The 26,278-nt window shown below is 63.9% G+C and carries 22 protein-coding genes and 2 tRNA genes; 10 read left to right on the forward strand and 14 right to left on the reverse strand.

From position 1 onward, the window contains the following. Positions 1 to 60: 60 nt before the first annotated feature. Entirely contained in the window at positions 61 to 3,543 is a 3,483-nt protein-coding gene (locus QXU97_00645; protein ID MEM4035121.1) for a hypothetical protein, read from the reverse strand. A gap of 922 nt (positions 3,544 to 4,465) precedes the next feature. Here QXU97_00645 and QXU97_00650 point away from each other — a divergent pair. The 5 genes from QXU97_00650 (at position 4,466) to QXU97_00670 (ending at position 9,299) form a co-directional block, all read left to right on the forward strand. Next, the gene (locus tag QXU97_00650; protein ID MEM4035122.1) at positions 4,466 to 5,050 is read left to right on the forward strand and encodes a hypothetical protein; all 585 of its coding nucleotides are present in this window, start codon (positions 4,466 to 4,468) and stop codon (positions 5,048 to 5,050) included. Further along, positions 5,035 to 6,369: an ATP-binding cassette domain-containing protein gene (locus QXU97_00655; protein ID MEM4035123.1), complete on the forward strand. Its 1,335-nt coding sequence runs from the start codon at positions 5,035 to 5,037 to the stop codon at positions 6,367 to 6,369. Before QXU97_00650 ends, QXU97_00655 begins: the two co-directional genes overlap by 16 nt. Next, a complete protein-coding gene (locus QXU97_00660; protein ID MEM4035124.1) occupies positions 6,366 to 7,088 on the forward strand; it encodes a hypothetical protein in 723 nt (240 codons plus the stop codon). Before QXU97_00655 ends, QXU97_00660 begins: the two co-directional genes overlap by 4 nt. An 80-nt stretch (positions 7,089 to 7,168) precedes the next feature. After that, positions 7,169 to 8,029 (forward strand): hypothetical protein, encoded by an 861-nt coding sequence (locus tag QXU97_00665; GenBank protein ID MEM4035125.1) that lies wholly within the window; start codon positions 7,169 to 7,171, stop codon positions 8,027 to 8,029. Between the two features lie 25 nt (positions 8,030 to 8,054). Further along, the gene (locus tag QXU97_00670; protein ID MEM4035126.1) at positions 8,055 to 9,299 is read left to right on the forward strand and encodes a hypothetical protein; all 1,245 of its coding nucleotides are present in this window, start codon (positions 8,055 to 8,057) and stop codon (positions 9,297 to 9,299) included. Between the two features lie 41 nt (positions 9,300 to 9,340). Here QXU97_00670 and QXU97_00675 read toward each other — a convergent pair whose 3' ends face one another. Continuing rightward, positions 9,341 to 10,543, reverse strand: a complete 1,203-nt coding sequence (locus tag QXU97_00675; GenBank protein MEM4035127.1) for a hypothetical protein — start codon at positions 10,541 to 10,543, stop codon at positions 9,341 to 9,343. Between the two features lie 69 nt (positions 10,544 to 10,612). Between QXU97_00675 and QXU97_00680 the strand changes: the two genes are divergently transcribed. Further along, positions 10,613 to 11,002, forward strand: a complete 390-nt coding sequence (locus QXU97_00680) for a hypothetical protein (GenBank protein MEM4035128.1) — start codon at positions 10,613 to 10,615, stop codon at positions 11,000 to 11,002. A 24-nt stretch (positions 11,003 to 11,026) separates the two neighbouring features. Here QXU97_00680 and QXU97_00685 read toward each other — a convergent pair. The 5 genes from QXU97_00685 to QXU97_00705 all read right to left on the reverse strand — a co-directional run bounded on the left by QXU97_00685 (position 11,027) and on the right by QXU97_00705 (position 13,733). Next, a tRNA-Leu gene (locus tag QXU97_00685) sits at positions 11,027 to 11,114 on the reverse strand. Further along, positions 11,076 to 12,761, reverse strand: coding sequence for a PAC2 family protein (locus QXU97_00690; protein MEM4035129.1), 1,686 nt, complete (start codon positions 12,759 to 12,761; stop codon positions 11,076 to 11,078). The genes QXU97_00685 and QXU97_00690 overlap by 39 nt, the downstream gene beginning before the upstream one ends. Further along, positions 12,758 to 13,231 (reverse strand): PUA domain-containing protein, encoded by a 474-nt coding sequence (locus QXU97_00695; GenBank protein ID MEM4035130.1) that lies wholly within the window; start codon positions 13,229 to 13,231, stop codon positions 12,758 to 12,760. Before QXU97_00695 ends, QXU97_00690 begins: the two co-directional genes overlap by 4 nt. A gap of 40 nt (positions 13,232 to 13,271) precedes the next feature. Then, a tRNA-Ala gene (locus QXU97_00700) sits at positions 13,272 to 13,348 on the reverse strand. A 52-nt stretch (positions 13,349 to 13,400) separates the two neighbouring features. Next, complete coding sequence (locus QXU97_00705; protein MEM4035131.1) at positions 13,401 to 13,733, reverse strand: metalloregulator ArsR/SmtB family transcription factor; 333 nt, start codon at positions 13,731 to 13,733, stop codon at positions 13,401 to 13,403. A 137-nt stretch (positions 13,734 to 13,870) separates the two neighbouring features. On the opposite strand from QXU97_00705, the gene QXU97_00710 reads away from it, so the two are divergent. Further along, positions 13,871 to 14,818, forward strand: coding sequence for an RIO1 family regulatory kinase/ATPase (locus tag QXU97_00710; GenBank protein ID MEM4035132.1), 948 nt, complete (start codon positions 13,871 to 13,873; stop codon positions 14,816 to 14,818). On the opposite strand, the gene rqcH is transcribed toward QXU97_00710, so the two are convergent. Then, the gene (gene rqcH / locus QXU97_00715; GenBank protein MEM4035133.1) at positions 14,792 to 16,696 is read right to left on the reverse strand and encodes a ribosome rescue protein RqcH; all 1,905 of its coding nucleotides are present in this window, start codon (positions 16,694 to 16,696) and stop codon (positions 14,792 to 14,794) included. The genes QXU97_00710 and rqcH overlap by 27 nt on opposite strands. A gap of 15 nt (positions 16,697 to 16,711) precedes the next feature. Here rqcH and QXU97_00720 point away from each other — a divergent pair, with 15 nt between their 5' ends. Further along, positions 16,712 to 17,020: a hypothetical protein gene (locus QXU97_00720; GenBank protein ID MEM4035134.1), complete on the forward strand. Its 309-nt coding sequence runs from the start codon at positions 16,712 to 16,714 to the stop codon at positions 17,018 to 17,020. Here QXU97_00720 and QXU97_00725 read toward each other — a convergent pair. From QXU97_00725 to QXU97_00735, 3 genes are read right to left on the reverse strand one after another with little or no spacing between them, the layout of a single operon-like run. Then, positions 17,009 to 17,614 carry a uracil-DNA glycosylase gene (locus QXU97_00725; protein ID MEM4035135.1) on the reverse strand — a complete coding sequence of 202 codons (606 nt, stop codon included), beginning with the start codon at positions 17,612 to 17,614 and terminating at the stop codon, positions 17,009 to 17,011. The two genes, QXU97_00720 and QXU97_00725, sit on opposite strands and share 12 nt — an antisense overlap. Continuing rightward, positions 17,611 to 18,315 (reverse strand): GtrA family protein, encoded by a 705-nt coding sequence (locus QXU97_00730; protein MEM4035136.1) that lies wholly within the window; start codon positions 18,313 to 18,315, stop codon positions 17,611 to 17,613. The genes QXU97_00725 and QXU97_00730 overlap by 4 nt, the downstream gene beginning before the upstream one ends. A 38-nt stretch (positions 18,316 to 18,353) precedes the next feature. Next, positions 18,354 to 18,734 carry a glycosyltransferase gene (locus tag QXU97_00735; protein ID MEM4035137.1) on the reverse strand — a complete coding sequence of 127 codons (381 nt, stop codon included), beginning with the start codon at positions 18,732 to 18,734 and terminating at the stop codon, positions 18,354 to 18,356. Between the two features lie 113 nt (positions 18,735 to 18,847). Between QXU97_00735 and QXU97_00740 the strand changes: the two genes are divergently transcribed. Further along, positions 18,848 to 20,506, forward strand: coding sequence for a potassium transporter TrkG (locus QXU97_00740; GenBank protein MEM4035138.1), 1,659 nt, complete (start codon positions 18,848 to 18,850; stop codon positions 20,504 to 20,506). Between the two features lie 14 nt (positions 20,507 to 20,520). On the opposite strand, the gene QXU97_00745 is transcribed toward QXU97_00740, so the two are convergent. Beyond that, positions 20,521 to 21,273, reverse strand: coding sequence for a metallophosphoesterase (locus QXU97_00745; GenBank protein MEM4035139.1), 753 nt, complete (start codon positions 21,271 to 21,273; stop codon positions 20,521 to 20,523). 100 nt (positions 21,274 to 21,373) lie between these two features. Between QXU97_00745 and QXU97_00750 the strand changes: the two genes are divergently transcribed. Next, positions 21,374 to 22,552 (forward strand): cystathionine gamma-synthase family protein, encoded by a 1,179-nt coding sequence (locus QXU97_00750; protein ID MEM4035140.1) that lies wholly within the window; start codon positions 21,374 to 21,376, stop codon positions 22,550 to 22,552. Positions 22,553 to 22,601: 49 nt separating this feature from the next. Here the strand turns inward: QXU97_00750 and QXU97_00755 are convergent, their stop codons facing one another. Then, the gene (locus QXU97_00755) at positions 22,602 to 23,798 is read right to left on the reverse strand and encodes a class I SAM-dependent rRNA methyltransferase (GenBank protein MEM4035141.1); all 1,197 of its coding nucleotides are present in this window, start codon (positions 23,796 to 23,798) and stop codon (positions 22,602 to 22,604) included. 34 nt (positions 23,799 to 23,832) lie between these two features. Next, a complete protein-coding gene (locus QXU97_00760; protein MEM4035142.1) occupies positions 23,833 to 26,214 on the reverse strand; it encodes a DNA polymerase II in 2,382 nt (793 codons plus the stop codon). Positions 26,215 to 26,278: the final 64 nt, after the last annotated feature.

Consider the following 26,278-nt stretch of genomic DNA (forward strand, 5'->3'; position numbering starts at 1 on the left):
CGAGGGGCCGAGGAGAGCAAAAAAGCGGGGGGTTTGGGGTCGTCATCGTCTTGAGCCGCCTCACCCGACCGTTATCGTCAGCTCGAGAGGCTTCTCGGAGAGCGGCGTCTTGGCTGCGAGGTCCCAGAAGTAGGCGGTCGCGAGGAACGTGCCCTCGGCCGGCGGTATCCAGCCGACGGCCGCGAGCGCGGTCTCGCCAGGCCCTAGCGTGATCCTCGCGTAGCTGATCCCAATCGGCACGCCGTCGGGCGTCTTGATGAGCAGCACCACGTCGACGGCGACGCTCCTGGTCGTGTCGGCGTTGGTCACGGGCATTCTGAGCAGCATGGGCTTGCCAGCGGCCGGGGCCGTTGGGGCTCCGGTCACGTCGACGAACGTCACGTTGGCGGGGGCCGGAGGAGTCACGGGCAGGACGGGCTTGTAGCCCACCTGTATCTCAATGCTGATCTTCTTCTCCTTTCCGTCTGCTCCTATCTTGTCGGTGTAGGTTATCGTGAGCTTGTCTCCCACTCTGAACGCCGGCCTGAGGCCTCCGGACTCTATCGACAGCAGCGTGAGCGGGGCTCTGAAGACGCCGGTGTTGGCTCCTGTCTCGACCAGGGTCACCGTGGCGCCCGCCGGGTCGATGGGGCTCGTTATCCTGACGTCCACGGACTCGATATTCGCGGGGTCTCTGTTGGCGTCGGGATCCCTCACGTATATCACTATGTCCTCCTTATCGTTGTAGAACGGCTTCTTCGGCTCGACCCAGACCACTCCGTCGTAGGCCACCACCTTGGCCGTGAGCAGTATCGGCGCGACCTTGCCGTCGGCTCCGACCTCGTCGAGGTATCTGAGCACGATCGTGTCGGGCACCGTCACATCGAGCCTTTTCCCGTCCGTGACCGTGAGGTTCAGAGCCAGCGTCGCGTTGAAGAGCCCAGGCTTGCCCGGCACGGCGCTCAGAGTGTTGATCCATTCCTCGCTGATCCCGCTCCTCACGTAGATCTCGTAATCTTTGCTCAGAGTCAGCGTGCCCTTCTCCCAATACACGATGAGGTCGGGGTCGTACAGATAGACTCCGACCTTGGTGAACGGGGAGAGCTCCGCGAGCCTCACGTCGGCTGTGCCGAGCCACACGTCGGCCGTGGTTGACTTGACGCTCACCGAGGCCTCGAGCTCGGCGCTGCGCTTGGCGGTGACCGAGGTGGCCGCCGTGTACCCGTCGGTGTAGCTGAACTTTATCTTCTGACCGGCCCTCACATTGCTGAGATCGTCGAAGCCCACTCTCAGGGTCTTCTCGAAGACGCCGGTGTTCTTGCCCGTCTCCTTGAGCGTTAGCGTCCCGAGGAACTTACCGTCCACGGTGACGTCCACCTCGATTTCGTTCACGGCGCCGCTGTCTTTGTTGGCGTCGGGCTCCACAACCGTCACCTTGATGTAGTCTCCCATCGCGACGGTCGTCGCGTTGACTCTGAGCTCGGCCGTGCTGGGGGCTATCGTCGCCTCGGCCTTGTACGTGGTGCCCTCGTAGTCGTACGCCGCCGTCAGCTTGGCGCCCGTGGCCTCGTAGACCTTTATGCCTAGTAGATCCGTTAGATTGACCGTCGCGGTCCCTTTGAAGACGCCGGTGTCGACGTCCGTCTCCGTGAGCTCGATATCGGAGCCGACCACTAGCGATGTGCCGTTCCACAGCGTCAGGTTCAGCTGCGTCAGTTTGATTTTATCTATCACGCCGGGATTCACGTTCTCGTACGGGTTGTTGACCGTTATTATGACTTCGAAGACTCCATCGTTCGGCATCGGGTAGGTCGCTCTGTCGAGGCTCACGGTCACGGCCGGGATCGTCACGGTCACGGTGGCCGAGGCCGTCGCGTTGGTGTAGGGGTCGTACCACTTGAACACGACCTTGCTGCCGTCCTTCAGGGTCTCGTTGAGCACGGACAAGTCGAAGGTGGCCTTGAAGACTCCTGGGCTCACCTCGTCGAAGAACAGGAAGAAAGTCTTCGTGGCGTTCGTGGGCTTGCCGTCGACCGTGACGGTCAGATTGCCCCTGGCTGGCGTGCCGATGCCGCAGTCCTTGAGGATCGTGTTAGGCTGGATCGTCTGGCCGAAGCTGTCCTTCACGTCGTCGCCCTCGTCGTTGAGGTCTCTATCGATCAAGGTCAGCGTGACCTTGCCCTTCGGCAGGACCGTCGCCGGCTCGGCCGTCAGAGTCGGCGCGTAGGAGGTCATCGAGACGACTACCTCGGAGGTCTTCTTGCCCTCGTCCTCCGAGGGGTCGACGTACGTCACGTTGAGCTTGGCCGGGCGGTCGGCGCTCGAGAAGTTGACGTATATCTTGGAGTCGGTCACATCGGCTCCGCTCGTGCGTAGCGCGAGCGGCACCTTCCCCGAGAACTCGCCGGTGTTGTCGCCCGTCTCCTTGAGATTCACGGTGAGGGGGCCTATTGTCACGTACGCGCTCCCGTTCCACACCAGCAGGGTGACGTTGACGTTGAGGGAGTCTTTTTTGCTCGTGTCGATGTTCATGTCGGGATCGCTCACCCTTATGAGGAGCTCGGTCTCGGTGCTGACCACGTCGGTCGACGCGGGCCTCGTTATCAGGCCGGGGTAGGACTTGAAGGAGAACTCGGCCTCAACGGTCTCCCGCGTCTCATTGAGGAACTTCAACTTCACGGACTTGAGCGGCACGGCGTCGAGCGTGAAGTTGGTCAGGTTCAGGACTTTGTATTCCGCGCCGGCCACGTCATAAGTGGTTTTCCAGCGACCCGTGATGCCGAGACTGCTCAGAACAGAGGTCAGCGTATCAATGATATCTTCTTCCAGCATTATGCTCCCGCGGAACCTGGCGCTGTTCGCGTCGGTCTCGCTGAGCTCGATGGTGAGGGTGGACAGGCTCGTGTCATCGGGGCGGACTCTGCCGTCCAGGTACACGAGGCTTACCGAGAACTCCGCGATGATCGTGTCTTTCTTCGTCGGGTCCCTGTTGTAGTCCTGGTCGTACACCTCGATGTATATCGCCGTGTTGTTGAACGGAGGCACCACGGCCCTGTCGAGGGAGAGCGTGGCGATCGTCTCCTCCACTTTCACGTCTACGTAGACTCTCCCTCCGGGCCCGTAGTACTCGAACGTCAGCTTCGTCCCTCCCGGAGCCGAGAGGTTGTAGAGCGCGTCGGTGAGATTGCGTTCAGGCAGCAATCTGACGTTGATGCCCTCGGTGGTGTTGACCGCGGGCACGCTCACTGTTGTATCATTGATGAAGAAGTACCCGTAGAATATGCCGCTCGTTCCGACCTCCCTGAGCAGCACCGCTCCATCGGGCAGGTGAGCCGTCGGGAGGGGCGTGCCGTTGGCGTATATGGTGACGGTCGCGTTCCTGGCGCCCCTCATGCTCGGGTCAACTACTTTGACCTCGAGCCACGACAGGTTCCATATCCTGCCGCCGTGGCGATCCGCCGACGTCTCTATGGTCGGGGCCTCGGCTCTGGCGGTCGGCACGACGGCTATCGGCAGAATCAGCAGAGCGACGAGGAGGATCGATAGAGCTTTGCGATTTTCCATGACCTTATCCGCACCTCTCACCCTAGCGTCGAGCCGGAGCTCTGGGGAGCTCGATATATAACCGGTGCGGCGACAATTGTATACAGAGCTCCGTCGGGCTCGGCCGAGCCGGGAGCGGAGGTCGCTCGGGCGGATCGAGAGACCCGAAACGGAGAAGAGCGCCCCCTCGGGACGATCCCCTCGGGTTTGCGAGTAGTCCGCCTGGAGTCGACCTCAGGCGACTTCAGGTCGGCTTGGAGCGAATTCGATGCGACATCGATGTCGCATCGAATTTCCCGGAACTCGACTCGAGATTGACCCGAATTCGAGCCGAGTCCCCCCGAAGCTCCGAGCGATTTCGCCCGAATTTCGGCGGAATTTCCCCGAGATCTCGGGGAAATTCCGAGAAATCTCCCGGGAAATCCTCGAAATCCGACTGGCCGGGCGCTAACGTTCGCTCAGCGAACGGTGGCGGGCCGCTAGCCTTCGCTCGCGTTCCTGAGCGAACGTCAGCGCGAAGCAATTAATTAGAAGAAACCGAAGGAGTCGGCTCGCGGAGCTAGGATCCGCCGGGCTCTCCGCCGATCGATGGAGGAGGATCCTCCGAACGACTCCGCGCAAGACGCGCGCAAAGAGCGGATCCTCCGAGGCGCAGCCCACCCTGCTGTCGTGAGGTGAACCGCGCCTCGGGGTCGAGTTGATCGCCGGGTTAGCCTGACCCGGGGGGTCCTCGCTCCCCCTCCCCTCGATGAGCGAGGGGATCCTCTCGATAGGATGGGCTTCGGCTCTCGGCGATGCTCGCCTCTCTCGCGGGCCCGGTCTCGGCTCGAGCGAAATGGGCCGACCCGCCGCGATCGCGCGGTCCAATCTCTACTCATTCGCGAGTGGCAACCAATATTTTGGCGATTCTAAAAACGCGGGCCCCCGAGGAGGTCGAGGGCTCTTGGCCCCTCGCGCCGAGAGGCCCGGCGCGGCGGCGGAGATCGCCTGCGCGGCCTCTCTCTCTGCTCTAGCCGTCGCGCTCCACGCGGTCAAGGTCCCCTTCCCTCTCATGCCAGCTCTCAAGTACGATCTGGCCGGAGTCCCCGTGGCCCTCCTGGCCCTGGCTTCCGTCAGGCTCTCGCTGGCCTCGCTCGTCGCGCTTTTCGTCGGGGTCCTGGCCCTCGGGGGGGACGCGGTGGGGGCCTCCATGAAGGCTCTGGCCGAGCTGACCACCGCTCTCCCGCTGGCTCTCGGCCGCAGGCTCCTCTCTAGGCCCAACCCCCGGCTCGGGGGGGTCCTCTCCGTCGCGCTCGCCACCGCGTCGAGGACTGGGATCATGTGCTTGGCCAACTACTTCGTGCTGCCCAGGTGGGCGCTCGCCGTGGGGTGGGCCTCGAGCCCCGAGGCGGCTCGAGAGCTCATGGTAGCGGCCATGCCCTTCGTCGCTATATTCAACGCGAGCCTGGCGGCTCCCGTGGCGGCTCTGAGCCTGGGGGCGTTCAGGGCGCTCGCGAGGGCCGGTGTGAGGCCTTGGGCCTCGCTCTGAGAGTCGAGGGCCTCTGGTTCAGGTACCCCGGGGGCCCGTGGGTTCTCAGAGGAGCGTCGATGGCCCTCGGCGAGGGCGAGATAGCGCTGATCGCCGGGGGCAGCGGCTCCGGGAAGACCACGCTGGCCAGGGCGATAACGGGCTCCGGGGTCGAGGTCTACGGGGGGGAGATGAGGGGGGTGGTCGAGGTGGGGGGAGTCAATCCCCTCGCCCATCGAGGCAGGATATCCGAGCTGGTCCAGGTCGTGAGCCAGAACCCCTGGGCGCACTTCGCCGAGCACGTGGTGGGGGAGGACCTCCTGGCGTACGCCGAGGAGCTCTACGGGCCGAGCGAGGGGTCGAGGAGGCTCGAGGAGGCCCTGGAGCTCGTCGGGGCCGAGAGCCTGGTCGACAAGCTGGTCTCGGAGCTCTCGGGGGGTCAGCTGAGGAGAGCCGCCATCGCCAAGGCCCTCCTCAGCGACCCCGAGCTGCTGATATTGGACGAGCCCATGATGTGGCTCGACGAGGAGGGGGAGGCCCAGGTGATCGAGGTCGTCGAGAGGCTCAAGGCATCGGGGAGGTCTGTCCTGATACTGGAGCACAGATACGCCCCCCTGACGAGGATCGTCGACAGGAGCTACGCAATGGAGGGCGGGAGGATCGAGGAGTTCGAGCCGAGGGTCCCCGCCGCGAGAGCTCGCGGGCCGCGCGAGCGCCGAGGGCCCGGCGAGGTCGTGCTGAGGGCGAGGGGGCTGAGGTTCAGGTACTCTAGGAGGGGCCCCTGGGTCCTGGAGGGGGTGGACCTCGACGTCGAGATGGGGGAGCTCGTGGCCGTGTACGGGAGGAACGGCAGCGGGAAGTCCACGCTCTTGAAGCTCCTGGCCGGCTACCTGAAGCCTACGAGCGGATCCGTGGAGAGGAGGGGGAGGGCGTTCTACGTTCCTCAGATCCCCTATCTCCTCTTCTCCGAGGAGACCGTCGAGGGGGAGATCGAGGCTCTCTGCCCACCGAGGTCGGAGTGCGCCGAGAGGGGGGCCGAGCTCGCGAGGACTCTGGCGGGCCTAGACGGCCTCGACTCCTCCCCCTTCTCTTTATCGTGGGGGCAGCAGGTCAGGCTGGCCGTGGCCCTAGCCCTCGCGTCGAGGGCCTCGATACTCCTCATGGACGAGCCCTTCTCGGGCCTCCCCTACTCAGATAGGCTGGAGCTCTCCTCGATCCTCCGCTCCGCCCCCGCCGCGAAGATAGTCAGCGCCGCGAGCAGGGAGTCCCTCGAGATCCTGGAGCCCGATAGAGCCCTAGAGCTGAGCGGGGGGAGGCTGAGGGAGGTCGACCTCGCTTGAGCCACGCCTCGAGGATCGCGAGGGATCTCTCGTACGCCTTCGCGGGCTCTCCCAGGACCTCGAGGCTGAGCTTGTCGTTCAGGCTCGGGGCTCCCTCGCTCCTCTTGGCCTCCGTGATCGCCTCGTGGGTGGAGCCCTCGCCAGGCCCCAACGCAGCCCTGGGCCTGACGGCGCTCGGCTGGGCCCTGGGCCTCTCTCTCGCCTTCGAGGGGCTCGAGAGGACGGGGCCCGCTCTGAGGTTCGCCGCCCTCTTCGCCTCTCTGGGCCTGGCCCTCACGCTGCTCGGGGGCCTCGCGGGCTATTCCGTGAGGCTCGAGGGGGCTCTCGGGGGGGCTCTAGAGCTGTCCGCCGCCTTCGCCTCGTCTAGTCTGCTGGCGAGGTGGATCAGGGCGAGGGATATCGCGTGGATCTCGAGGAGGCTCGGGGCCGGGGCCTCGGCCTCGCTGGCTCTCCTCGGCCTCTCTCAGCTCCCTCGCTCTCTCGCGGCCTACTCCGAGGCCCTCGCCGCGATATCGCTGAAGCTCGGGCGTCGCAGAGCCTCGTCCGCGGTCAAGCCCGTCGTGTTCCACGCCGTCATAGCCGGGAGAGAGCTGGCCGAGAGCATCTACCTCCACGGCACTCCGAGCCCCGCGCCCCCGAGGCTCTCGCCATCTATTCTCGAGGTCGCGCTCTTCTGCGCTCTGGCGGCCTCGCTCTCTCTCGCGTGGCTCGCCGGCTGAGCCGGCGCGAAGCTCTTGAGCCCTAGAGCTAGATCCTCGAAGCTGGGGGAGAGGAGCTGCTGAAGATACTAGTCGTCGGCTTGGTGAGGCACGACGCCGGCAAGACCACCGTGGCCGAGGGCCTCCTGAGGAGCGCTCTGGAGAGGGGCCTCGACGCCGCCTTCTCGAAGCCCCTCGGGGCGTTCAACGCGTGGTATCAATTCGAGGTTCTGCTCGAGAGCGCGAAGCTGGGAGTCCTCGCCGGCGAGGACCTGCTGAGGCTGCACAGAGCCTCGAGGAGCTCGAGGCCCATCGAGGTCGAGGGGCCCGTCGCCGGGCTCGTAGCTCCGCCCGACCCGGAGGCCGTCGAGTGGAGGCTCACGCTCTACGAGGCCCTGGCCTCGAGCGTCGAGTGGCAGCTCGCTCTCCTCAGGCTCACCAGGTGCCCCGGCCTCTCCTCGTCGTCTCCGTCGTCGCTCTACCTCGTGTCGAGGAGGGCCCTCTCGAGGACCACGCCGTCTATCAGAGAGGCCGTCGAGGAGCTCGTCTCCTCGTGCGGGGTGAGGGCCGTCGAGGTCGAGCAGGGCGAGCTCTCGAGGATCCTGGCCGAGGAGGGCCCCGCAGTCGCCGAGGAGTGCCTCGGAGCCATCGAGGCCGAGGGGCCTGACCTGTTGCTCATCGAGTCCTTCAACGACGCCGTCGCTCCCACCAGGTCCTCGCTGAGGGCCGACGCCGTCGTGCTGGTGGCCCCCGGCAGAGCGGTCGTGGTCGGCGGTCGCGACTACGCGAACGCCTCCGAGGCGGCCGGGGCCTCGAGCAGGCCCTGGGCCTCATCGACGGGCAGAGTGGCTCCTCTCCTCAGGCGCGCCGCTAGCGTTGAGGTGGAGCCGACGCTTAAGAGCTCGGCGTGGGCCGACGAGATATTGGACTCGGCCCTATCGGTGAGCGGGAAACGCTTTTGAGGAGGAGCCGGGGGACCTCGAGCGGGTGCGCCCCCTGCCTCTCAGGCCCGTAGTCGCCGTGGCGTTCGCCTCGAGGATCCACCCGCGGGAGGAGGCCGAGGCCTCTCTCGGCGAGATCCTCCGCGCCGCCCCGAGCCTGCCCGTGAGAGGCGTGGTGGCGAGCGAGGAGGAGGCGAGGAGAAAGGGGGAGGAGCTCGTTGGCTCGATCCCCATAGCGTTGGTCCTGACGGGCGGGACCTCGCGCATGATCGAGGCGTTCGCCTCATCCGGGAGGTTCAGGGGGCTGCTCCTCGTGGCCGGAGACGCGAGGAACAGCCTGCCCTCCGCCCTCTCGGCGAGGTCCAGGCTGTCCGAGCTCGGCGTGGGATCGGCGCTGTATCTGTGCAGGGGGGGTCCCGAGGGCGAGTGCGGGGCGGCGCTCTCGAGGGCCCTGTCGGTGGCGAGGGCCGCGGCGTCTCTGGCGGGGGCCAGGATCCTCCTGGTCGCGAACGAGCCTCCTCCCGCCTCGGAGGTCGAGGGGGTCTCGCGGTTTGGCGCATCGATGGAGGTGGCGAGCTGGGACGAGGCGCTGAGGGCGGGCTCGGGGGGCGGGGCGGGAGAGCTCGAGAAGTCCCTCGGCTTCTCGCTCTCGGGAGGAGAGGCGAGCGCTCTCAGGACCATCGCCGACATCTACGCGGGGATCAAGAGGCTCTGCTCCTCGGCGCGTTGCGACGCCGTGGCGGTCGACTGCTTCCCCCTCATCGCGGAGAGAGGCGTGGCTCCGTGCCTCGTCGTAGCGGCCCTCAACGCCGAGGGAGCCGTGGCGGCCTGCGAGGCCGACCTCAGGTCTCTCGCCCTCATGATCTTGATGAGCTCGCTCGCGGGCTCCCCGGCTTGGATGGCCAATCTATCCTCGGTGTCCGGGGGGCTGGTGCATCTGGCCCACTGCACCGCCCCGCCCGCCATCCTCGAGAGGGCGGAGCTCGCGATGCACTTCGAGTCGGGCCGCCCCTATTCTCTGGCGGGGAGGCTGAGGACGGGGATCGTCACGGTCGCCTCGATGAGCAGGAGGTTCGACGAGGTTAGAGCCTTCGTAGCCGGCGTGGTCGCGTCGGGGAGGCTGTCAGAGAGGATGTGCAGAACTCAGGCCGCCCTCGGGGTCCAATTCGATGGCGAGAGGCTGCTCGAGGAGGCCCCGGCCAATCACCACGTGCTCGTCGCCGGCGACGTCAGGCGAGGGCTCAGAGAGGCGTGCGGAGTGCTGGGCCTGAGATATCGCGAGATAGCGTGAGGATCTCTCGTCGAGCTCCGAGCCAGGCATCGAGCTCCTCTTCACCTAGGAGCGAGCTCCGCCAGCACGAACAGGAGCCTAGGCCTAGAGGCCCAGAGCTGAGCTCCGTTGTAGGCTCCCCCCTCGACGTAGTGGCTGGCCCTCAAGATGGGCGAGCTCGAGTAGTAGATGTAGAGGGAGTCGGCAGAGCCCGAGCTCCCGAGGAGTGAGAGCTCGTCTCTGCTGACCCCGGTCCCTCCCTCCCAGAGCCTCACGTCTCTCGAGTCAACGACGAGCAGGGGAGTCAGCGAGCCCACGTAGTACAGTCTGAGCTCCAGCGACCCCCCGACCCCTGCGTAGGGAGAGATGTAGCTCCAGGAGTTGGTGCAATAATAGAAGGGGTCGGGCGACGAGGCCGAGAGCTTAACCCACAAGCTCGCGTAGAGCTCGTACTCGAGCTCTCGAGCCTCGGTCAGCCCCTGGCGGGGGAGGTAGACGTAGAGGGACGCGTAGTCCGAGCCCGAGCCGGGCGAGCTCTTGAGAAATCTGAGCTCGCCGGACTTGGAGCCGACGAGCGCTCCCCCCCTGTAGACCTCGATGGCGTAGCTCGCCCTAGCCCCCCACGAAGAGACTCGCGAGTAGCCGGGAGGGCACCCGCTCGACGTAGTCTGAAGAAGATACTCGACGTTGTACACTCTGACCGCGACGTCGACGGGGAGGCTCGCGTTGACGACTCCAACGCTCGAGACCCCCGACGACCTCTTGACGAGCGCGTCGTAGGCCGCCGCGGGCCCCAGGGCGGCGTCTACGATCTCGATCAACAGGGCCTCCAGCGAGCCCCGAGAGCTCGAGGGGCTCAGGGGGAGGCCCGAGATCGTGAACGATCCCCCACCCCGCAGCAAGAGAGAGACCCCGGCTCCGCTCTTGAGGGCGTCGTACGCCTCCCCCACCACGAGGGCTCCGCCGTCGCTCGCTCTCACGCAGCACGAGGCGTCGAGCCTCGAGACCTCGCCCGAGCGTAGCACCACGAGGAGCTCCACCGAGGACGGGTCCACGCCTCGGAGAAGGAGGCCCGACCCCGTGTCGATGGCCTCGAGAGAGGAGGAGTAGATCCTCCCGATAGCCCTGGCCTCGGCCGCCTTCGCCGCCTTATCGAGCGCGCTCGAGCTTACCTCGAGGGACGAGGCCAAGATCAGGACGCCGGCCGTGATCGTCATGAGGAGGACGGCGGAGGCGGCCACGCCCGAGAGGCCCCTGGCGCTCAAGCCCTCTCCTCCAAGAGCGTCGGGCTCCATTTAAAGCGGCCTCCATCCCCTCGGGAGGCGCCCGGAGAGTTGAAGAGGAGAGCTCTCAGCGAGGTAGTGAGCGAGGCGATACTCCTGGCCCTCGTGGCCTCTTGGGCCGTCGTCCTCTCCGCGACGCTGAACGAGCGCCTCTCGAGAGCGAGCGGGGCCGCCGAGGCTCCGGTCCTCGAGCTCGTCGGCTGCGAGGGGGGGTCCGCCGTGCTGAGAGTCGTCGAGAGAGGAGTGCTGGAGTCGAGCTCCGCTCGAGTCTTGAGGCTCTCCTCGTCGGGCTGGGTCGAGTTAGGCGAAAAGGCTCTGCTCGAGAAGAACGACCTGCTCTCCGTCTCGGCTCGAGGAGGGCTGGCCGCGCTCAGGGGCGGCAAGCTCGTGTACTTGGTCGATGCCGCCTCGTGTTCTCTCAGAGTGCTCGCCGCGCCCTGAGGTCCGGCTGGACTCGAGGCGCCGTGGTGCGGGGGGCGGGATTCGAACCCGCGCAGGCCTAAGCCAGCGGATCTTAAGTCCGCCCCCTTTGTCCCGGCTCGGGCACCCCCGCCCCCTCGATATTCGCGCTCGGGCGACTTGAGCTTTTCCGCTCCGCCCCGACGACCAGCGCCAGGCCCAGCGCCGTGAGGGGGACCCCGAGCGCGGCCGTTCGAGGAGGCGCCTGGCCCAGAGCTATCAAGGCTAAGAGCGATGCCCCGGCCGGCTCGCCGAGGGCGATCGACGTCACCGAGACGGTCCTCGCGTGCTTGAGGAGATAGTTCATGACCGTGTGGCCTCCGAACATGGGCACCGCCGCCAGAGCCAATAGAAAGGGCCACGAGCTCTCCGGCGGCGTGAGGCTCTCCCCGGAGGCCGCGGAGTAGAGCAGCAGCGTCGCTGATGCCGAGAGGTAAGCCGTGGTCGCGTAGCTCCACAGGCTCTCCCCGCCGACTCTGGCCGCTCTGCCCAAGCTGAAGTATCCGGCCGCCAGCGCCGCCCCGAGCGCGGCGAGGGCGGCTCCTTCCAGCTGCTCGCGGGAGGAGCCGAGGCTCAGGAGCGGGGCGAGCAGCAGCAGAGTCCCTAGGCCGGCTATCCCGAGGCCCGCGAGCTGCCTCCTCTCGAGCCTCTCGCTCAGAAGGGCTCTATCTATCAGGGCAGATATGGCGGGGTACCAGACGACTATGGACGTGCTGAGAGCCACGGGGATCAAGAAAAGGCTGCGCATCCAGGTCAAGAAGTGGAGGCCGAGGAGCGCTCCGGCCAAAACGGCGCGAGGGCTGAGAGGGGGCCTCCCCCCGAGGACCGGCGCCAGGGCCAGTAGAGCGAGCGAGGACAGAGCCGTCCTCCAGAAGGCAGCTTGGAGGGCCGTGGCGCCGGACGCTAGGACGAGGACAGACGATGAGCTTATGCTGAGCCAGGCCACGACCAGCAGAGCTATCGTGATCGGCGTCGGCCTGGAAGGCGAGTCGAGATCGCCTCCAAAGCTAAGCTGTATGTAGGGCCTCTCTTCGCCTCTCCCCGCTCTGCCGAGCTCCTCCTCCAATCTGCTGAGCTCCGCCTGGATCCTAGCGGCCTCGGCCAGGAGGGGCTCGACCGCCACGTCGAGTCCGAGAAGACTATTGAGCCTAAGCACGGCGACAGCCGCGGCGGCCGGGTCGGGAGCGTCCGCTCTAGCGTAGGGCAGGATCGCAAGGGTGGGGATCGCCAGAGCCTCGGAGAACATCAGCTGGAGGGCTAGAGGGCCCACCACCATGAGTCCTCTCTCGAGCTCCGGGTCGGGGGGCAGCGGGCCTCGGTAGTGTCTGTTGGCGACCCACCTGGCTTGGTCGCTCGGGCTTTGCTTGTATCTACTATCGAGCCCCCCGACAGCGAGGAGGACCTCGGCCCCCGCTCTCCTCGCGAGCCTCGTGATCCTCCAGACGTACTCCGCTCTCACGGGCCTGGCCGGCAACTCTCTCGAGACGAGAGCTAGGAGCCTCCTTTCTCTCTCGACGTATACCTCGAAGGGGTAGGCTATGCCTCTCTCGTCTCTGAACGCGTACTCGGGACCTCCGCTGGTCGCCACCACGCCTACTCTCTCCATGCCGAGGCTCTCTACGAGGTGGAGGAGAGCTATCAGTCCGACCGCCCCGAAGCCCTTGTAGCCGACGATCGCTCTGTAGCCGGGCCCCATCCAGCTCTCGTCGAAGAGGAGGAGCCTGACCGCTCCGCGCCTCAAGTCCCGAGCCTCCTCCTGATCCTGGCAACCTCGCCGCGCTTGAGACCGCGGAGCTCTTCCGCGCTTATTAGGGCTTTCCCCAAGGCCAGGAGCCTCCCTCTCTCGTCAACTATGAAGACCTCGTCGCCCGCTCTCACGTCCTCGCTGACCGCCTTGACGGCCGGGGCCAACACCACGTTCTTGGCGAACTTCTCGAAGATCTCGCCGTCAACGATTATCCTCTTCCCCTCACACCGCTCGAAGACGAGCTTGGCCGAGTGCTCGCTGAGCGTGAGCCTGCCAAGTCTCGCGTCGACGTAGAAGTAAGGCTCTCTGCCGTCCAAGTAGAATGCTCTAGGACTCCCCCCGGCGTATCTGGTGACCCACAGCCTCTCGGCCAGCTCTTCGGCGACCTCGCGCGCTCTCCCGCCAAACTGCATGTCTAGAGCCGCGCGGAGGAACGCCACGTCGCGCGGCCTAGCCCTCTCCAACGGCCTTCATCTCCGGCGCCGATCGAAGAGAAGACGAGCTTGGTGGACCGGCCGGGACTCGAACCCGGGACCTCTGCCGTGCGAGGGCAGCGCTCTTCCAGGCTGAGCTACCGGCCCCGCCGTGACATGAGCTGCGTGTCGGCTTATAAATGATGCCGCGGCGCGGCGCTCACAGCAGCTTTATCCTTATTTCGCGTATCTTCGAGTGGCAGCTCTTCTTGACCCCTCTCTGCCCGGGTCTATAGAACGTCTTGATGAGCCCGGCCTCTTCGAGCTTCTTTATTTGAGCGCTCGCGTTGGCCTTGCTCTGCTTTATGTGATCAGCTATCTCGCCGACGTCCGCCTCCTTCTGAGATACGTACTTGAGGATCTTAAGTCTGGTCGGATTAGAGAGAGCGCTCGTCACGCGCAACACGTATTCTTCCCCGGATACGATCAATATCCCGTTTTCTTCTTGTATGCCGGGCTTAGTGGTAGCTTCAACCCCAATTTCCTCTGACATTAATATCCACCGCTCAGACTCTCGATATGCAGATATTTAAAATTTTACTTGTACAGCTGTATCAAGAGTTTTTCGATTATAGAGAGCGGGGAAATATAAAAAGCAGAGGGCTCTCAGCTCCGCTCAGCGCGGTGGCCTTGGTACTGCTGGGGAAGCTCTACAGGTCGCTGGACGAGGAGGCCCTGCGAGTCCTCCTCGCGGTCGAGAGGTCGTCGAGAGGGCGCGAGTACGCTCCGGTGGAGCTCGTGGGGAAGATCTCGGGGATTCCCCCGAGGAGGCTCGACGCTCTGCTCGAAGCTCTAGTGGCTAAGAAGATGCTCGCGAGGAGAGTGGGGCAGTTCGTCGGCTATAGGCTCTCGTTCCTCGGCCTCGACATGCTAGCGTTAGACGACTTAGTGAAGAGAGAAGCTCTGGCGGCGGTCGGAGAGAGGATAGGCGTCGGGAAGGAGAGCGACGTCTACGAGGCCCTGGACTCCTCGGGCTCTAGGGTGATCCTTAAGCTCTATAGAATAGGGAGGACGAGCTTCAGGAGGACGGCGAGAGTCAGAGCTTACGCCCTAGAGCGCGAGCTCGCCGACTGGCTGGAAGAATCCAAGCTAGCCGCCGAGAGGGAATTCGCGGCTCTCTCGAAGCTGTCCCCCAGGACGCGCTTCGTCCCCAAGCCCATCGCTCGGAGCCGTCATGCGCTGGTCACGGAGTTCGTCGAAGGGCTGGAACTCTATAGAGTTAAGGCTCTCGAGAAGCCGCGCGAGGTCCTCGAGGGCGTGCTGGAGGTCGTGAGGGTGGCGTTCCTCGACGTGGGGATAGTGCACGGGGACCTGAGCGAGTACAACGTGCTCGTGGCATACCCGGACGAGAGGCCCCTCGTGATAGATTGGCCCCAATACATCTACCGAGAGCACCCGGGAGCGCGAGATGCCCTGGAGAGGGACGTGAGATACTTGTCGAGGTTCTTCGAGAAGAGGTTCGGCGTCGAGTTCGACTGGAAGAGCTTTTTGAGCGAGCTTCTCGGAGCGGCTCGCGGCTCCTCGGGAAGAGTTGAGGACGATCTCGGGCGCTCAGATCAAGAGCCTCTTTATCCTTGAGCGGCCCGGGATCAGGAGAGCGAGCTCCTCGGGAGGCGGGTGAGCTATTCCGCGAGACCTCAGAGTCTCGGCGATCTTCTCGGCCACGTCGATTGGCGGAGATTCTCCGGGGACGAGTAGAGCGACGAGCCTCCCTCTCGCCGCGACGCTATCGGGGCTCCCCACGATGTATCTGGCTCCCCAATCTTCGAGCTCCTCAACTCCTACGGCCAGCTCGAGCGGCACGCCCCGCACGTAGTTCCTCTGCCCGTATACCATGAAGCTTCCCCTCGGTAGATACTCCCCCGAGGGAGGCGACTTAGAGACTTGCTCGCCGCGAACCCAGAAGACGTCGACCGCGGCGTAGCCGGCGCTCCAGGCCTTCGAGTAGCACGCAGCGATCCTCGCCGCGTCGAGCAGATCCTCGTCCGAGGGCTCTTCGCTCGCTCCGAGCTTTAGCACGGTGGCCGCCGCCCCGTGCACGTCAGCGTGGAGGAATACGTCTCTCTCGCTCAAGTGCCTCCGCACTATGGCCTCGTTCTGTTGCGCGTTCCTCCCGGCTATCACGAGGAGGCCCCTTCTCGTGAAGCTCCAATTGAATCTCTCGTACCAGCGCCTGACTCTGGCCGCCGCGCGGGCCTCGACTCTCTCGACCTCTCCGCGCTCGACGACCTCTCGGATCTTGCGCTCAAGCTCGGCGAGCTTCTCTCGAGCGCTCTCCGCCTTTCTCTTGAGCTTCTTATACCTCTCAAACCTCTCCTCTATCTGCTCCCGTAGGCTTCTGTGCACCGCGAGCTCCAAGACCTTGCCCCCCACGTCGACCCACACGAGCCCCCTAGAGGGCTCCGCTCTCTTGACCCCGAGGCAGGACTCAACGACCTCGCTCCACCCGCTCGACTCCCGCGTCCTCCTCACGCACTCGAGCGCGCGCTCTAGCTCCTCGCGCGCCGCCAGAATGAGCTCGGCCTCGCTCTTCGCCTCCTCCGCCTCTCTCTCGTACCTCCTCATCGACTCCGTCTCGCGCTCGAGCGCGGCCCTAAGCCTGGCCGCCTCTCTCTCGGCTTCCCTCGAGGAGAGCTCCACCAGCCTGGCTCTGTCGAGAGAGGAGAAGTACTCCTCGACGGCCTCGCTGAAGCTATCTAGGACTCTCACCTCGAGGCCCGCGCTCTCGAGCCTTCGGGGGCGGAACGGCGCGAAGTACACGAGCGAGCCCCCGGGACTCGCGGCCAGGTAGCCCCGCCCCTCCTCGGCCTCCTCGAAGAGAGAGCGGAGGGCCTCGCAGATTCCCCGCTCTCCCCCCCGGAACATCGCCTCCTCCACGAGCTCTCCTGGCAAGCTCAGAGCCCTCGAGAGCCTCGCCGGGCCCTCGGCGAGAGCCGCCGCTCTGCACTCCTCGATCGTTGGGGGGGCTCTTCGAGCTCCGGGAGGGGGCTTGTACTCGGCGCCTCTCTCTATGGCTCTGTCCCTCATCTTCGCGTACTCGCTCGCGTGCAGAATCCTGCCCGCTTCGTCCAGGACCGCCACGACCCCCCTCGGAAGCAGCTCGAGCACTAACGTGCTGCCGCTGCTTAACCTGAGCGCGAGGATCCTGTCGAAGCCCAACTGCTCCGCGCCGACGAGCCTGGCGCCGCGCACGCGCTTCCTGAGCCCCTGCACGAATTGATCGAGAGTGCGCTCTCTCGGGTACGCGAGGCGAGCCCAGTGGATCCTGGCGGAGGGCTCCACCACGAGATCCCCTTTAGCCCTGTGGAGCCTAAAGATGAGCGCCTCCATGCCCTTGACTCTGTGGACGTTCTTGACGATGGAGCCTTCGAGGAAACTCTTATTTTCTCTCAACCAGCACGCTAGGTCGAGCGCCGTCATGCTCTTCTTGGGTGCGAAGGCGATCTGCTCGCTCAAGGTGCCTCGCCCGTCATGAGGTCCCCGATCCCCCTCACCTTGAGGCTCACTCCCCAGGGCATAATCCTATTGGTTAAGGGAGCGCTGGGGGCCGCTCTGGGCGTCGCCGCTCCGCTCTTGGTCCCAGCTCTCGGGCTCGCGTACTTCGCCGCTCTCACGCTAGCGCTCTACATCGTCGCCTCCCTGACAACGATCGGGGTCGCAAAGAGAGCCAGGCCTCCTTTAAACGTCTACGCTTACGCGCTCCTCAAGGGGTCCCTCACGTACTACCTCTCGCTCTACTTGGCGTGGACGGCGCTGCACGCGGCGCTATCAAGCCGATAGCGATCCTGCAGCGGCTATCTCCGAGAGCCTAGCCAGGTCTGCTCTAAGAGCCCCCAAGAGCCTCGGATTCCTGAGAGCGGCCGCGGGGTGATACGTGGGCATGAGAGCAATGCTCAGGCCCCCGATCTCGAGGCGGAAAATCTTCCCCCTCAGCTCGCTCAGCTTAGCCGCAGCGAGCTTGGTCTCTCCCCCCATCGCGAGGATGCTCGAGGAGGCCAGCGCCCCTAGAGCGAGAACGAGCCTCGGGGCCACCAGCGATATCTGCCTCTTCAAATAAGGAGCGCAGGCCGAGACCTCGTCGCGGCGAGGCGCTCTGTTGCCCGGGGGCCTGCACTTGACGACATTCGTCACGTAGGCCTCTTCTCTCTTCAGGTTGACCTCCTCGAGCAGAGAGGTCAGAAGCCTGCCGGCTCTCCCAACGAAAGGCCTACCCGACGCGTCCTCATCTCGGCCCGGGGCCTCGCCCACTATCATCAGAGCGGCTCTCGGAGGCCCCTCTCCCGGCACGGCCCTCCGCCTGCTCGCGCTCAGCGCGCAGCGCGAGCAGGACGCGATCTCCCTCGCCAGGCGCTCTAGCTCCTCAGCCGCGCTCAACATTCAACCCCTCCTTCGACCGCAGCGACGCGGCGCCACACGTACCGCTCGCTCAACGCATAATTCGCCAGAAAGCCCGCGGCTATGCCAACGAGATTCGAGAGCAGAGGATTGAGGCCCAGCAGGAGCGAGAAGAGCAAGAGCAGCGAATAATTCACGGCGAGCCCAGCGGCCACGGCCAGGTGATACTTGAAGAGCCTCGCGACAACGCCACCCGACGCTTCAACTCTTCTGAACGTGAAGAGAGAGTTCCACGTGAAGTTGTTGAGGACGCTGAGCTCGATCGACAGCGCCCCCGATAAATAGAGGGGCAGCCCGAGCACGGCGTGCAGGAGCCAGAGAACGCCCTCGTTGACCAGCACGCCGGATAGGCCGACCAGAGCGAACTTGAGAGCTCTGTACTCGTTGAGCTCCAATATGTAGATCGCGAAGGAGATTATCTCGCCTACCCCCAGCTTGCTCTTGCCCGCGTGTCTCCTCGCGAACTCGTACTCGACCTCGACTATTCCGCCGCCGCGGTAGCGACCTCTCGCCAGTAGGTGGAGCAATATCTTAAAGCCTCTGGGCCTCGGCCCGTTCTCTCCCAGCACGCCTCTCCTAAATCCGAAGAAGCCCGACATGGGGTCTCTCACTCCTCTGACTTCCGGCACGAGAAGGCGCGCCATCAGCTCGGCCGCCAGGGACAGAATCGCTCTCGGCAATCCCATCGAACTCAGCCTGTTGCGCCTGCTCCCAATGACTAGGTCGGCACCGTCGACCAGCCTCGAGTAGATCTCCGGGACCTTCTCTGGGGGTGCTGGAGGTCGGCATCCATGACGACGAGGTACTTGCCTCGAGCTAGCTTGACCCCCTCGAGCACCGCCGTGGAGAGACCCAGTCTGCCCGGCCTCACGATCACCCTAACTTTATCTTCTATGCTCTCTTTCCTGGCCGTCTCCTCGGCCACCTTAGCAGTACCGTCGGGGCTGCTGTCGTCTACTATTATCACCTCGTACTTATCCCCAACGCTCGAGGACTCCAGAGCTCTCTTCAGCCTCCTCAAGAGAACGGGGATGTTCTCTGCCTCGTTGTACGTCGGGATTATCACGGAGAGCTCCGTGCTTTTCTCCTCGCCGCTCACGCTGCCCGCCTCTCGCCCTTCCCCGCAGCACTAAGCGCAGAGAGTGAGGCACCGATAGATTATTTTAAAGTAACAAGGCCTCGTGAAGGTGCGAACGAGGCGAGGCGCGAGCGTTGGGGAGCGGGGGATCGGCTCCGCGGAGGCCCTCCACTGCTCGCGCAATCGCGGGCCACGCGGGGAGGATCCTTCTCATAGCCTCATCCACCCAGCTCGCGCCCGGAATCCTGGCTCTCTCTCTGGACCTGCTCGAGGCTCCCGGCTCTAGGGAATCTATCACCGCTCTAGCGTTCGTTGCGCTCTCGAGCTTTGTCGTCGCGTTCGTTGGGGCTCTCCGCTCGCTGAGGTCTTCGATCGCGTGCGCTCTGTTCTTATCGTGGGTCATTGGGGCGAGCCTGTCCGGGGCTCTCTCGCGCGTCTCTACGTGCTTCCTAGCGGTGGGGACTTCAACTCTGCTCGCCGGATTAACGCTGACGCGTCTCGAGCGAGGGAGACGGGAGCCCGGCACGAGAGAGGCTATTCTCGTGGTGGTCCTCACCTGGTTTCTCGTTCCACCGATATCCGCGCTGCCCGCGTGGCTAGCGCTGAGGATGCCCTTCGTCGATCTCTGGTTCGAGAGCGTGAGCGGCTTCACGACCACGGGTTTCACAATCTTCGATGGAGGCGTGGACCACGCCGGAGTTCGCGTTCCGAGAGTCGAGGAGCTTCACCCGGCTCTGATCCTCTGGAGAGCCTTCGCCCAGTGGGTCGGTGGGCTCGGAATAGTAGTGCTAAGCCTAGTCCTCTTCACGCGACCCGGTCTGGCCGTCGTCAGGCTCGCCGAAGCCGAGACGCGGTTGGAGCGCATAGGGCTGAGCGTGAGGGCCACGCTGAGGGAGATGCTCAAGCTCTACGCCGTAATAACGGTGATAGCTCTGCTCGCTCTGACGGCCGCCGGATTGAGAGGCCTCGACTCTCTCGCGCTGGCCCTCGCCGGAGTGGCCACGGGAGGTTTCTCGACGAGTTCTAACAGCGTTCAGTCCATCGCCTCCGCCGAGGTCCTGAGCGCGCTGATCATTGCAATGGTGCTCGGGGCGAGCAACTTCAACGACCTTCACAGAGCGGTGAGCGAGCGCAGGAGTCCCCTGGCGTCTCCGGAGCTTAAGGCCATGGCAGTTATAATAGCGCTCTGGACTCCGGTCGGCGCCGCGATCCTGTGGAGCCACGGTTGGGGGAGCATGTGGGACTCGCTAGAGGCCTCGCTCTTTCACGTCGTGAGCGCTCTCACCACAACGGGCTTCCAATCAATGGACCTGAGCTCCGCTCCTGTGCCCTTCAAGGCCCTGCTCCTCCCCCTCATGATCTCGGGAGGCAGCGTTTTCTCGACTGCTGGCGGGATCAAGCTGATGCGAGTTCTGATCCTAGCGCGCGCGGCACTCGAAGAGGCCGCCGGGCTCGAGAGGCCGCCGGGCCTCCTCAGGTCAATGAGGCTCGGCCGCTACGAATTCGCCGAGAGCGAGATCATGAGAGCCGCCGTGGTGCTGGCACTCTATCTCGGGCTCGCGCTGGCCGGCTACATCTACGCGGTGATCAGACTCGCGGAGAGCGCCCCGACCTTCGACTTGCTCTTCGACGTGGTGAGCGCCTCGTGCAACGTGGGATTGAGCGCTGGCGTGATCGGCTCGGGTCTGCCGGTCGACCTGAAGGTGTTGCTCGGGCTGATCTTCACCGCCGGGAGGCTCGAGGTCCTCCCTCTGCTGTACATAGCGGGCTCCGCGACTAGGAGGAGGATATGAAGGTTCCTCGACCCTCATGGGCCGACGAGCTCGAAGAGACTGCGGAGCGGGGGGAACTCGAGAGGGGCCTCGCCCGGCTCCACCACCACGGGCACGGCCTCCTCGAGCACTCCGTACTTCCTTATTATCGGAGATAGATAGTGCTCTCGGATCAGAGTAACGACGTTGCCAACCTGATAGTAGCCGGCCGCTGGTAGCACCACAGCAACCGCGCCCGTCCGCAGAGGGACGAAGAGGAAGCTCCGAATCTTCACTACACCCCCCAGCTCGTCAGGTATCCTAAGAGCGGGGTGTTCGTGACCTATCACCAAGAGCTCCCCAGCACGGGGCTCGCGCTTGGGCTCGACGTGTCCGTGGAGGACCAGGACTCCTCCGCTGAGTCCGAGCTCGTCGACGAGAGGGATATCGAAGCGGGAGGCTATGAGGTTCACGTAGTTGTCGTGATTTCCGCGGACCAGCTCGACCCTCTCGAATCTGTCTTTCGCCTCGGCGAAGATTCTCGAGAGCTCCTCGCGCTCCTGAGAGCTCAGCCTAGAGAAGCACTGCTTCACGTCGCCGTCTATTACGAGCTTCTTGGGCTCTACGGCCTCGCTGAGCCCCCTTATCAGCTCAAGGGCTTTCCTAAGCTGGAGGCGCGGCAGGTATACTCCTTCTCTTTGGGCCTCGCTCTCGAAGCCTAGATGCAGGTCGGCTATTATCGCTGTCTTGTCTACTCTGTGATAGAGAGCCGGATAGCCCGATACGATAGAGAGCGGGCCGAAGTCCATAGCGGATCCGCTGCGTTAGCCAAACGCTTCTCGACACACATCGGCTTAAATTTAAATGCAAAGGGGCCCCCTAACCCCCCGACGCTATTGGGGTGAGACCTTGAGGGATTCTACGATTTGCGTCCACGGGCACGGCTTTTACGACGAGAAGCTGGGGCTCTTCATCCCCCCAATATACGTGTCAACGGTCTACGAGCAGAGAGGAGAGACTCTCGCGACCGATAGGGGGACCGAGCTCAAGTACGGTAGAGAGGAGAACCCGACGACGAGGTTCCTCGAGAGAGCCCTGGCGAAGCTCGAGCGGGGAGCGGATTCCCTGGCGTTCAACAGCGGCATGGCCGCTATATCGGCTCTCCTAGTCCACGAGCTCGGGCCCGGCTCGAGGCTCCTCGTCCCACTCGAGGCGTACGGCTCGACTCTACAACTGTCTCAGCTCCTCGAGGCTAAGATGGGGTGTCGCGTCCACTTCGCGTGGCCCGACACGAGCGGGTTCGTAGAGAAGCTCCTGGAAGTGAGGCCCCACGTGGCCTTCGTCGAGAGCATCACCAACCCGACACTCCGAGTGGTGGACGTGGTGGAAGTGGCCAAGGCCTGCCGCGACGTGGGCTGCAGGCTCATCGTCGATAACACGTTCGCCACGCCGCTCCTTCTCAAGCCGCTAGAGCGAGGCGCTCATTATGTAGTACACAGCCTCACCAAATACCTCGCCGGCCACAACGACGTAGTGGGCGGAGTCGTCGTGGCGGGAAGCGCCGATGCTCTGGTGAGTCCTGGTCCAGATGGGGTGAGCCTGTGGGATTGGAGGAGGCTGCTCGGGTCGATTATCCAGCCGCTGGACGCCTTCCTCGCCCTCCGAGGCCTGAAGACTCTCGAGCCGCGCTTTGCCAAGGTCTCGGCGACCGCTATGGCCGTGGCCGAGTTCCTCGAAGATCACCCGGCCGTTTCGAGAGTCTGCTATCCCGGTCTCCCCTCGAGCCCCTACAAGAGCGTCGCTGACAGGCTATTCGAGCGTAGGCTCTATGGGGGCGTCGTCTCGTTCGAGGTGAAGGGAGGGCGCGAGAAGGCCGTGAGCGTCTTAAAGAGGCTCAAGCTGATCAGGCCCTCGCCGAGTCTCGGCGCCACAGAGTCCCTCATGACCTACCCGCTCATCAGTGCGTCTAGGACTATACCCGAGCACGTGAGGGCGAAGCTAGGCATAACCGATGGCCTCCTCAGGCTCTCGGTGGGGCTCGAGGACGCGGAGGACATAATAGAGGACCTCGGCGGCGCTCTCAGCTAGTTCTAGCCGAGTCGGACCCGGCGGCGGTTTTTTCCCCTTTGCCCTCTCGTCATTCTACTTGGAGAATGAAGCCCTTAAGGTACCTTAGCTCCGCGTCTCGTAACCTAGTCCAGGGGGTGGCGTTGATCGGGGCGTGCTCGTAGATCACGCGGAGTTGCACTCCGAGCTCGCTGGCCGCCTCATCGAGTACCTCGAGCAGCTCGCTCCTCTTGAGGAAATAGCTACAGCTGGACGCGTAGACGAGTCCCCCCCGCTCCGTGACCTTGAGGACGCCCTCGTAGAGTCTCCGATAGGCCATTAGGCCCCGCTCGCGGTGAGCTCTCGATGGGATAAAGGCCGGAGGGTCCGCTATCACCACGTCGAATTTCCTTCTTTTGGCAACGAGCGAGTCTAGGAATCTCTCCACGCGCGCTCTAAGCGGCATGCCGCGCCCCTCCAGCCCGTTCATTGCCAGGTTCCTCTGCATCACCTCTAGAGCGTCGAGGTCTTCCTCCACCATGACGGCGTGAGAGGCTCCGGCGAGCAGAGCGTGAATGGCGAAAGCTCCCGTGTAAGAGAATAAATCGAGCACGCTCATGCCGTCGAGCTTCATGCGCGAGAGCCTGAGCCTAGCCTCGCGTTGGTCTAAGTAGAAGCCCGTCTTGTGGCCTCGAGCTAGATCGACGAGGAACCTCGCGCTCCCCTCGATTATCACGGTCTCGGGAGGCCCTTCCCCCATCAGGAAGCCCGAGAAGATCGGCATTCCGAAGGTCTTTCTAGCTCTCTGGTCGTTCTTCAGGTAAACCCTTCGGCACCCCGTCACCTCCACGAGAGAGCGGGCCAGAAGCTCTGCGTGCTTGTCCCACCCCCAGCTCGTCGACTGCACCACCGCGACGTCGTTGTACACGTCCACTACGAGGCCCGGCATGCCGTCGCTATCAGCGTAGACGAGCCTGTAGCCGCTCTCCTCGCTTTCTCTCGACATTTTCCTGCGAGCGAGAGCGGCCTCCAGCCTCCACGCTATCAACTCCTCCAGGTCCTCCGGTGGGTCCTCGCCCACGTAGGCCAGAAGGCGGAGCCCCACCGCTCCTATCTTCTCGTAGAATCCGTAGCCCACGAGCTCTCCGCGGTAGAGGACTCGGACGTATTCGCCGACACCTAACGAGGGGTCTCCGTTGACCCACTTCGAGTATATAGTGTAGGCTCTGCTCTTGAGAAAGCGCTCCGAGCCCTCGAGGAGTCTGACCTCGGAGACGGGCCTGGGCATGGTCGTGCTACCGGGACCGCTCTCGGTCGATTCTCTACTTCCCTCCTCGCAGGAAGTCGAAGAGAGAGCGCTGCCCCGAGCGGGCCGCGCTCTTGAGCGCCGACTCCGAGACGCCGAAGTACTCTAATATCCTCATGGCGGCCGGCACGATCTGGTGATCAACGTAGTAGTCCGAGTCTATCTCGTCAAGACTGACCTGAAAGAAGGGCCTGGCTCTATCGCTTATCTTCCCGGCTCCTTTCACCACGACGTAGCCTATCTTGTCGCCCGGCGAGATCTTCAGCCCCGCTTCCACGTACCTCTTCGCGGCCATCACGTGAGGAGCGTCGACCTCATAGTCTTCGATCCTCCTCGTGAGGGTCTTCCATATGGTGAGCTTTTCTATCGGAACTTCGCGGCGTCTCAGCTTTTCGATGAGCTCTCTCACGTACTGCACGGCCCTCTCGGTTCTGCCCTCCTCGAGGACGAGCCTTGCCACCTCGAATTGCACCTCCTTCGCCACCTCGGCCCAATCGCCTCTGATTGCCTCGAAGCCTACCACGTCGGTGAGGCCCTCGACGGTCAGACCGACGTAGCGCTTCTTGGCCTCAGTGAAGAACACCTTCTTGTAGAGTTTGTCGAGCTTTATGTCGAAGCCGAGCTCCTCTTCGACCCACTTCGAGAACTCCTCGACCTTCTCGGGGTCGTATTTGACGAAGAGGCTGTCCGTGTCGCCGTAGACTACGTCGAGGCCGAGCTCGCGGGCCTTCTTTATGGCTGCCGTGATGCTGTGCCGGCCCCATGCCGTAACGGCCTCGGCGCACTCTCTGCAGTACCACCTAGCGACCGCCCAGCCCATATAGCCGTAGGCCGCGTTCGCGAGGACCTTCATGGCCTTCTGGCGCTCGTCTAGCACCTGATACTCCGGCGAGTCTCGAGGCAGCTTCTTCAGTTCTTCCCTGATCCTCCGACGAGCCTCGAGGAGAGACTCGAGAACGCTCCTGAAGAGGCCGGGCGGGCTCTTCCTGAATTTGTGACCCACGTCGGGGGCCACGTAGACGTCGCTCTCCTCCTCGTCTCCCCTCACCAGGGTATCTGGCCCTATGTTGTACCTGACCATGATCGTGGGATACATGCTGGTAAAGTCTAGGACGGCGACGTTCTCGTGGACGCCGGGCCTCGGCTTCAGCACAACCGCGCCTTTGTAGGTCTCGTAGCCTCTCTCGACCCTATTGGGCACGAGCTCCCCCCGCTTGCTGGCCTGGCGCATGAGATAGAACTCAAGCCTAAAGCCCACGCTGGCCGCCATGACCTGGTCGAGGGGGATCCCCGTCAGGCTCGAGAGCTGTACGCCGAAGGGCAGGAACTTATCGGCTAGAAGGCGCGTGGACACCACGTCGTCTCGATTATACTTGAGAAGCCTGGACCTACCCTCGAGCCCGGAGTCCCAGAGCCTCGGTATCTCGTACCAAGCCACGATCTCCCTCTCGCTGGATTTCATTACGCCGAGGTAATCACAGACCTCGTCGAGAGTCTTCATCTTGACCTCGTGTATTTCCTCCGCGAAGTCGTAGAGGTCGACGTTTAGTCTGCCCTGAATGCTCACGTGGCCGTGGACGCTGGGCGAGGGCTCGGCCCCCGCTCTTCTCCCGACGTCGAGCTTTACGCCCAACCTCTTGGCTCTCTCCTGAAGATAAGGCCAGTCGAATCTGTTGCTGTTGTAACCTACTATTACGTCGGGGTCGTAGCGGAGGATCTCTTCGACGAATCTCCTAATGAGCTCCGCGTCGCCGTCGGCGGCTACGAGTTGGCGGACTTCTCCGTTCGCGATGCCGATTATTATTATTTTATCTACCTCGGGCCTGGGGGTCCCGGCGGGGTTGTAGACCTCTATGTCGAACGCGAGGACTCTGAGATTGGGGGGGGTCTTGACCTCGGAGAGCTCGACGGGATCTGAGACGAGCTCGTAGACCTCGTCTACGCGTAGGTCGTGCCTCGGAGTCGAGACCCTCTCGGCCTCGGCCTCGTACCATCTCAGAGGCTTGAGGTCTTTATCGATCATGTACCTCAGCGTGAATCTCACGTCCGCCTCCAAGACCTCCTCCACCTCGGAGAGCTCGGCCACTTTCTCGCGATATTCTCTGACGGCCTCCGGGATCACCGTGGTTATCTTCAGAGCCTTAACGGGTCTCCCGTAGTACTTCCTATCGACGACTTCGACCCCGATTATCGGCGAACGGGGCACGCTGAGCGCGAGTATTTTCCTCTCGAGCTCGGCGAAGTCCCCGGCTCCGCGCCTCGGGATGACATAGAAGTAAGGCCTGAACCTCCTCTCGAGTAAGACTAGAGAGCGCCCCGTCTCGCTCTTCGCCCAGAGCAATAGGACGGGCTCTCTGCCTTCTATCTCGTAAGTCACGTCGAGCAGAGCGAATTTCACTCTCAACCAGGCACACCGCTGAGGGCCGGGGGAGCTCTACCGGTTTGACTCGCGGATCTAGTTG

The organism is Fervidicoccaceae archaeon, from assembly GCA_038878695.1.
Classification (GTDB): Archaea; Thermoproteota; Thermoprotei_A; order Sulfolobales; family Fervidicoccaceae; genus JAVZVD01.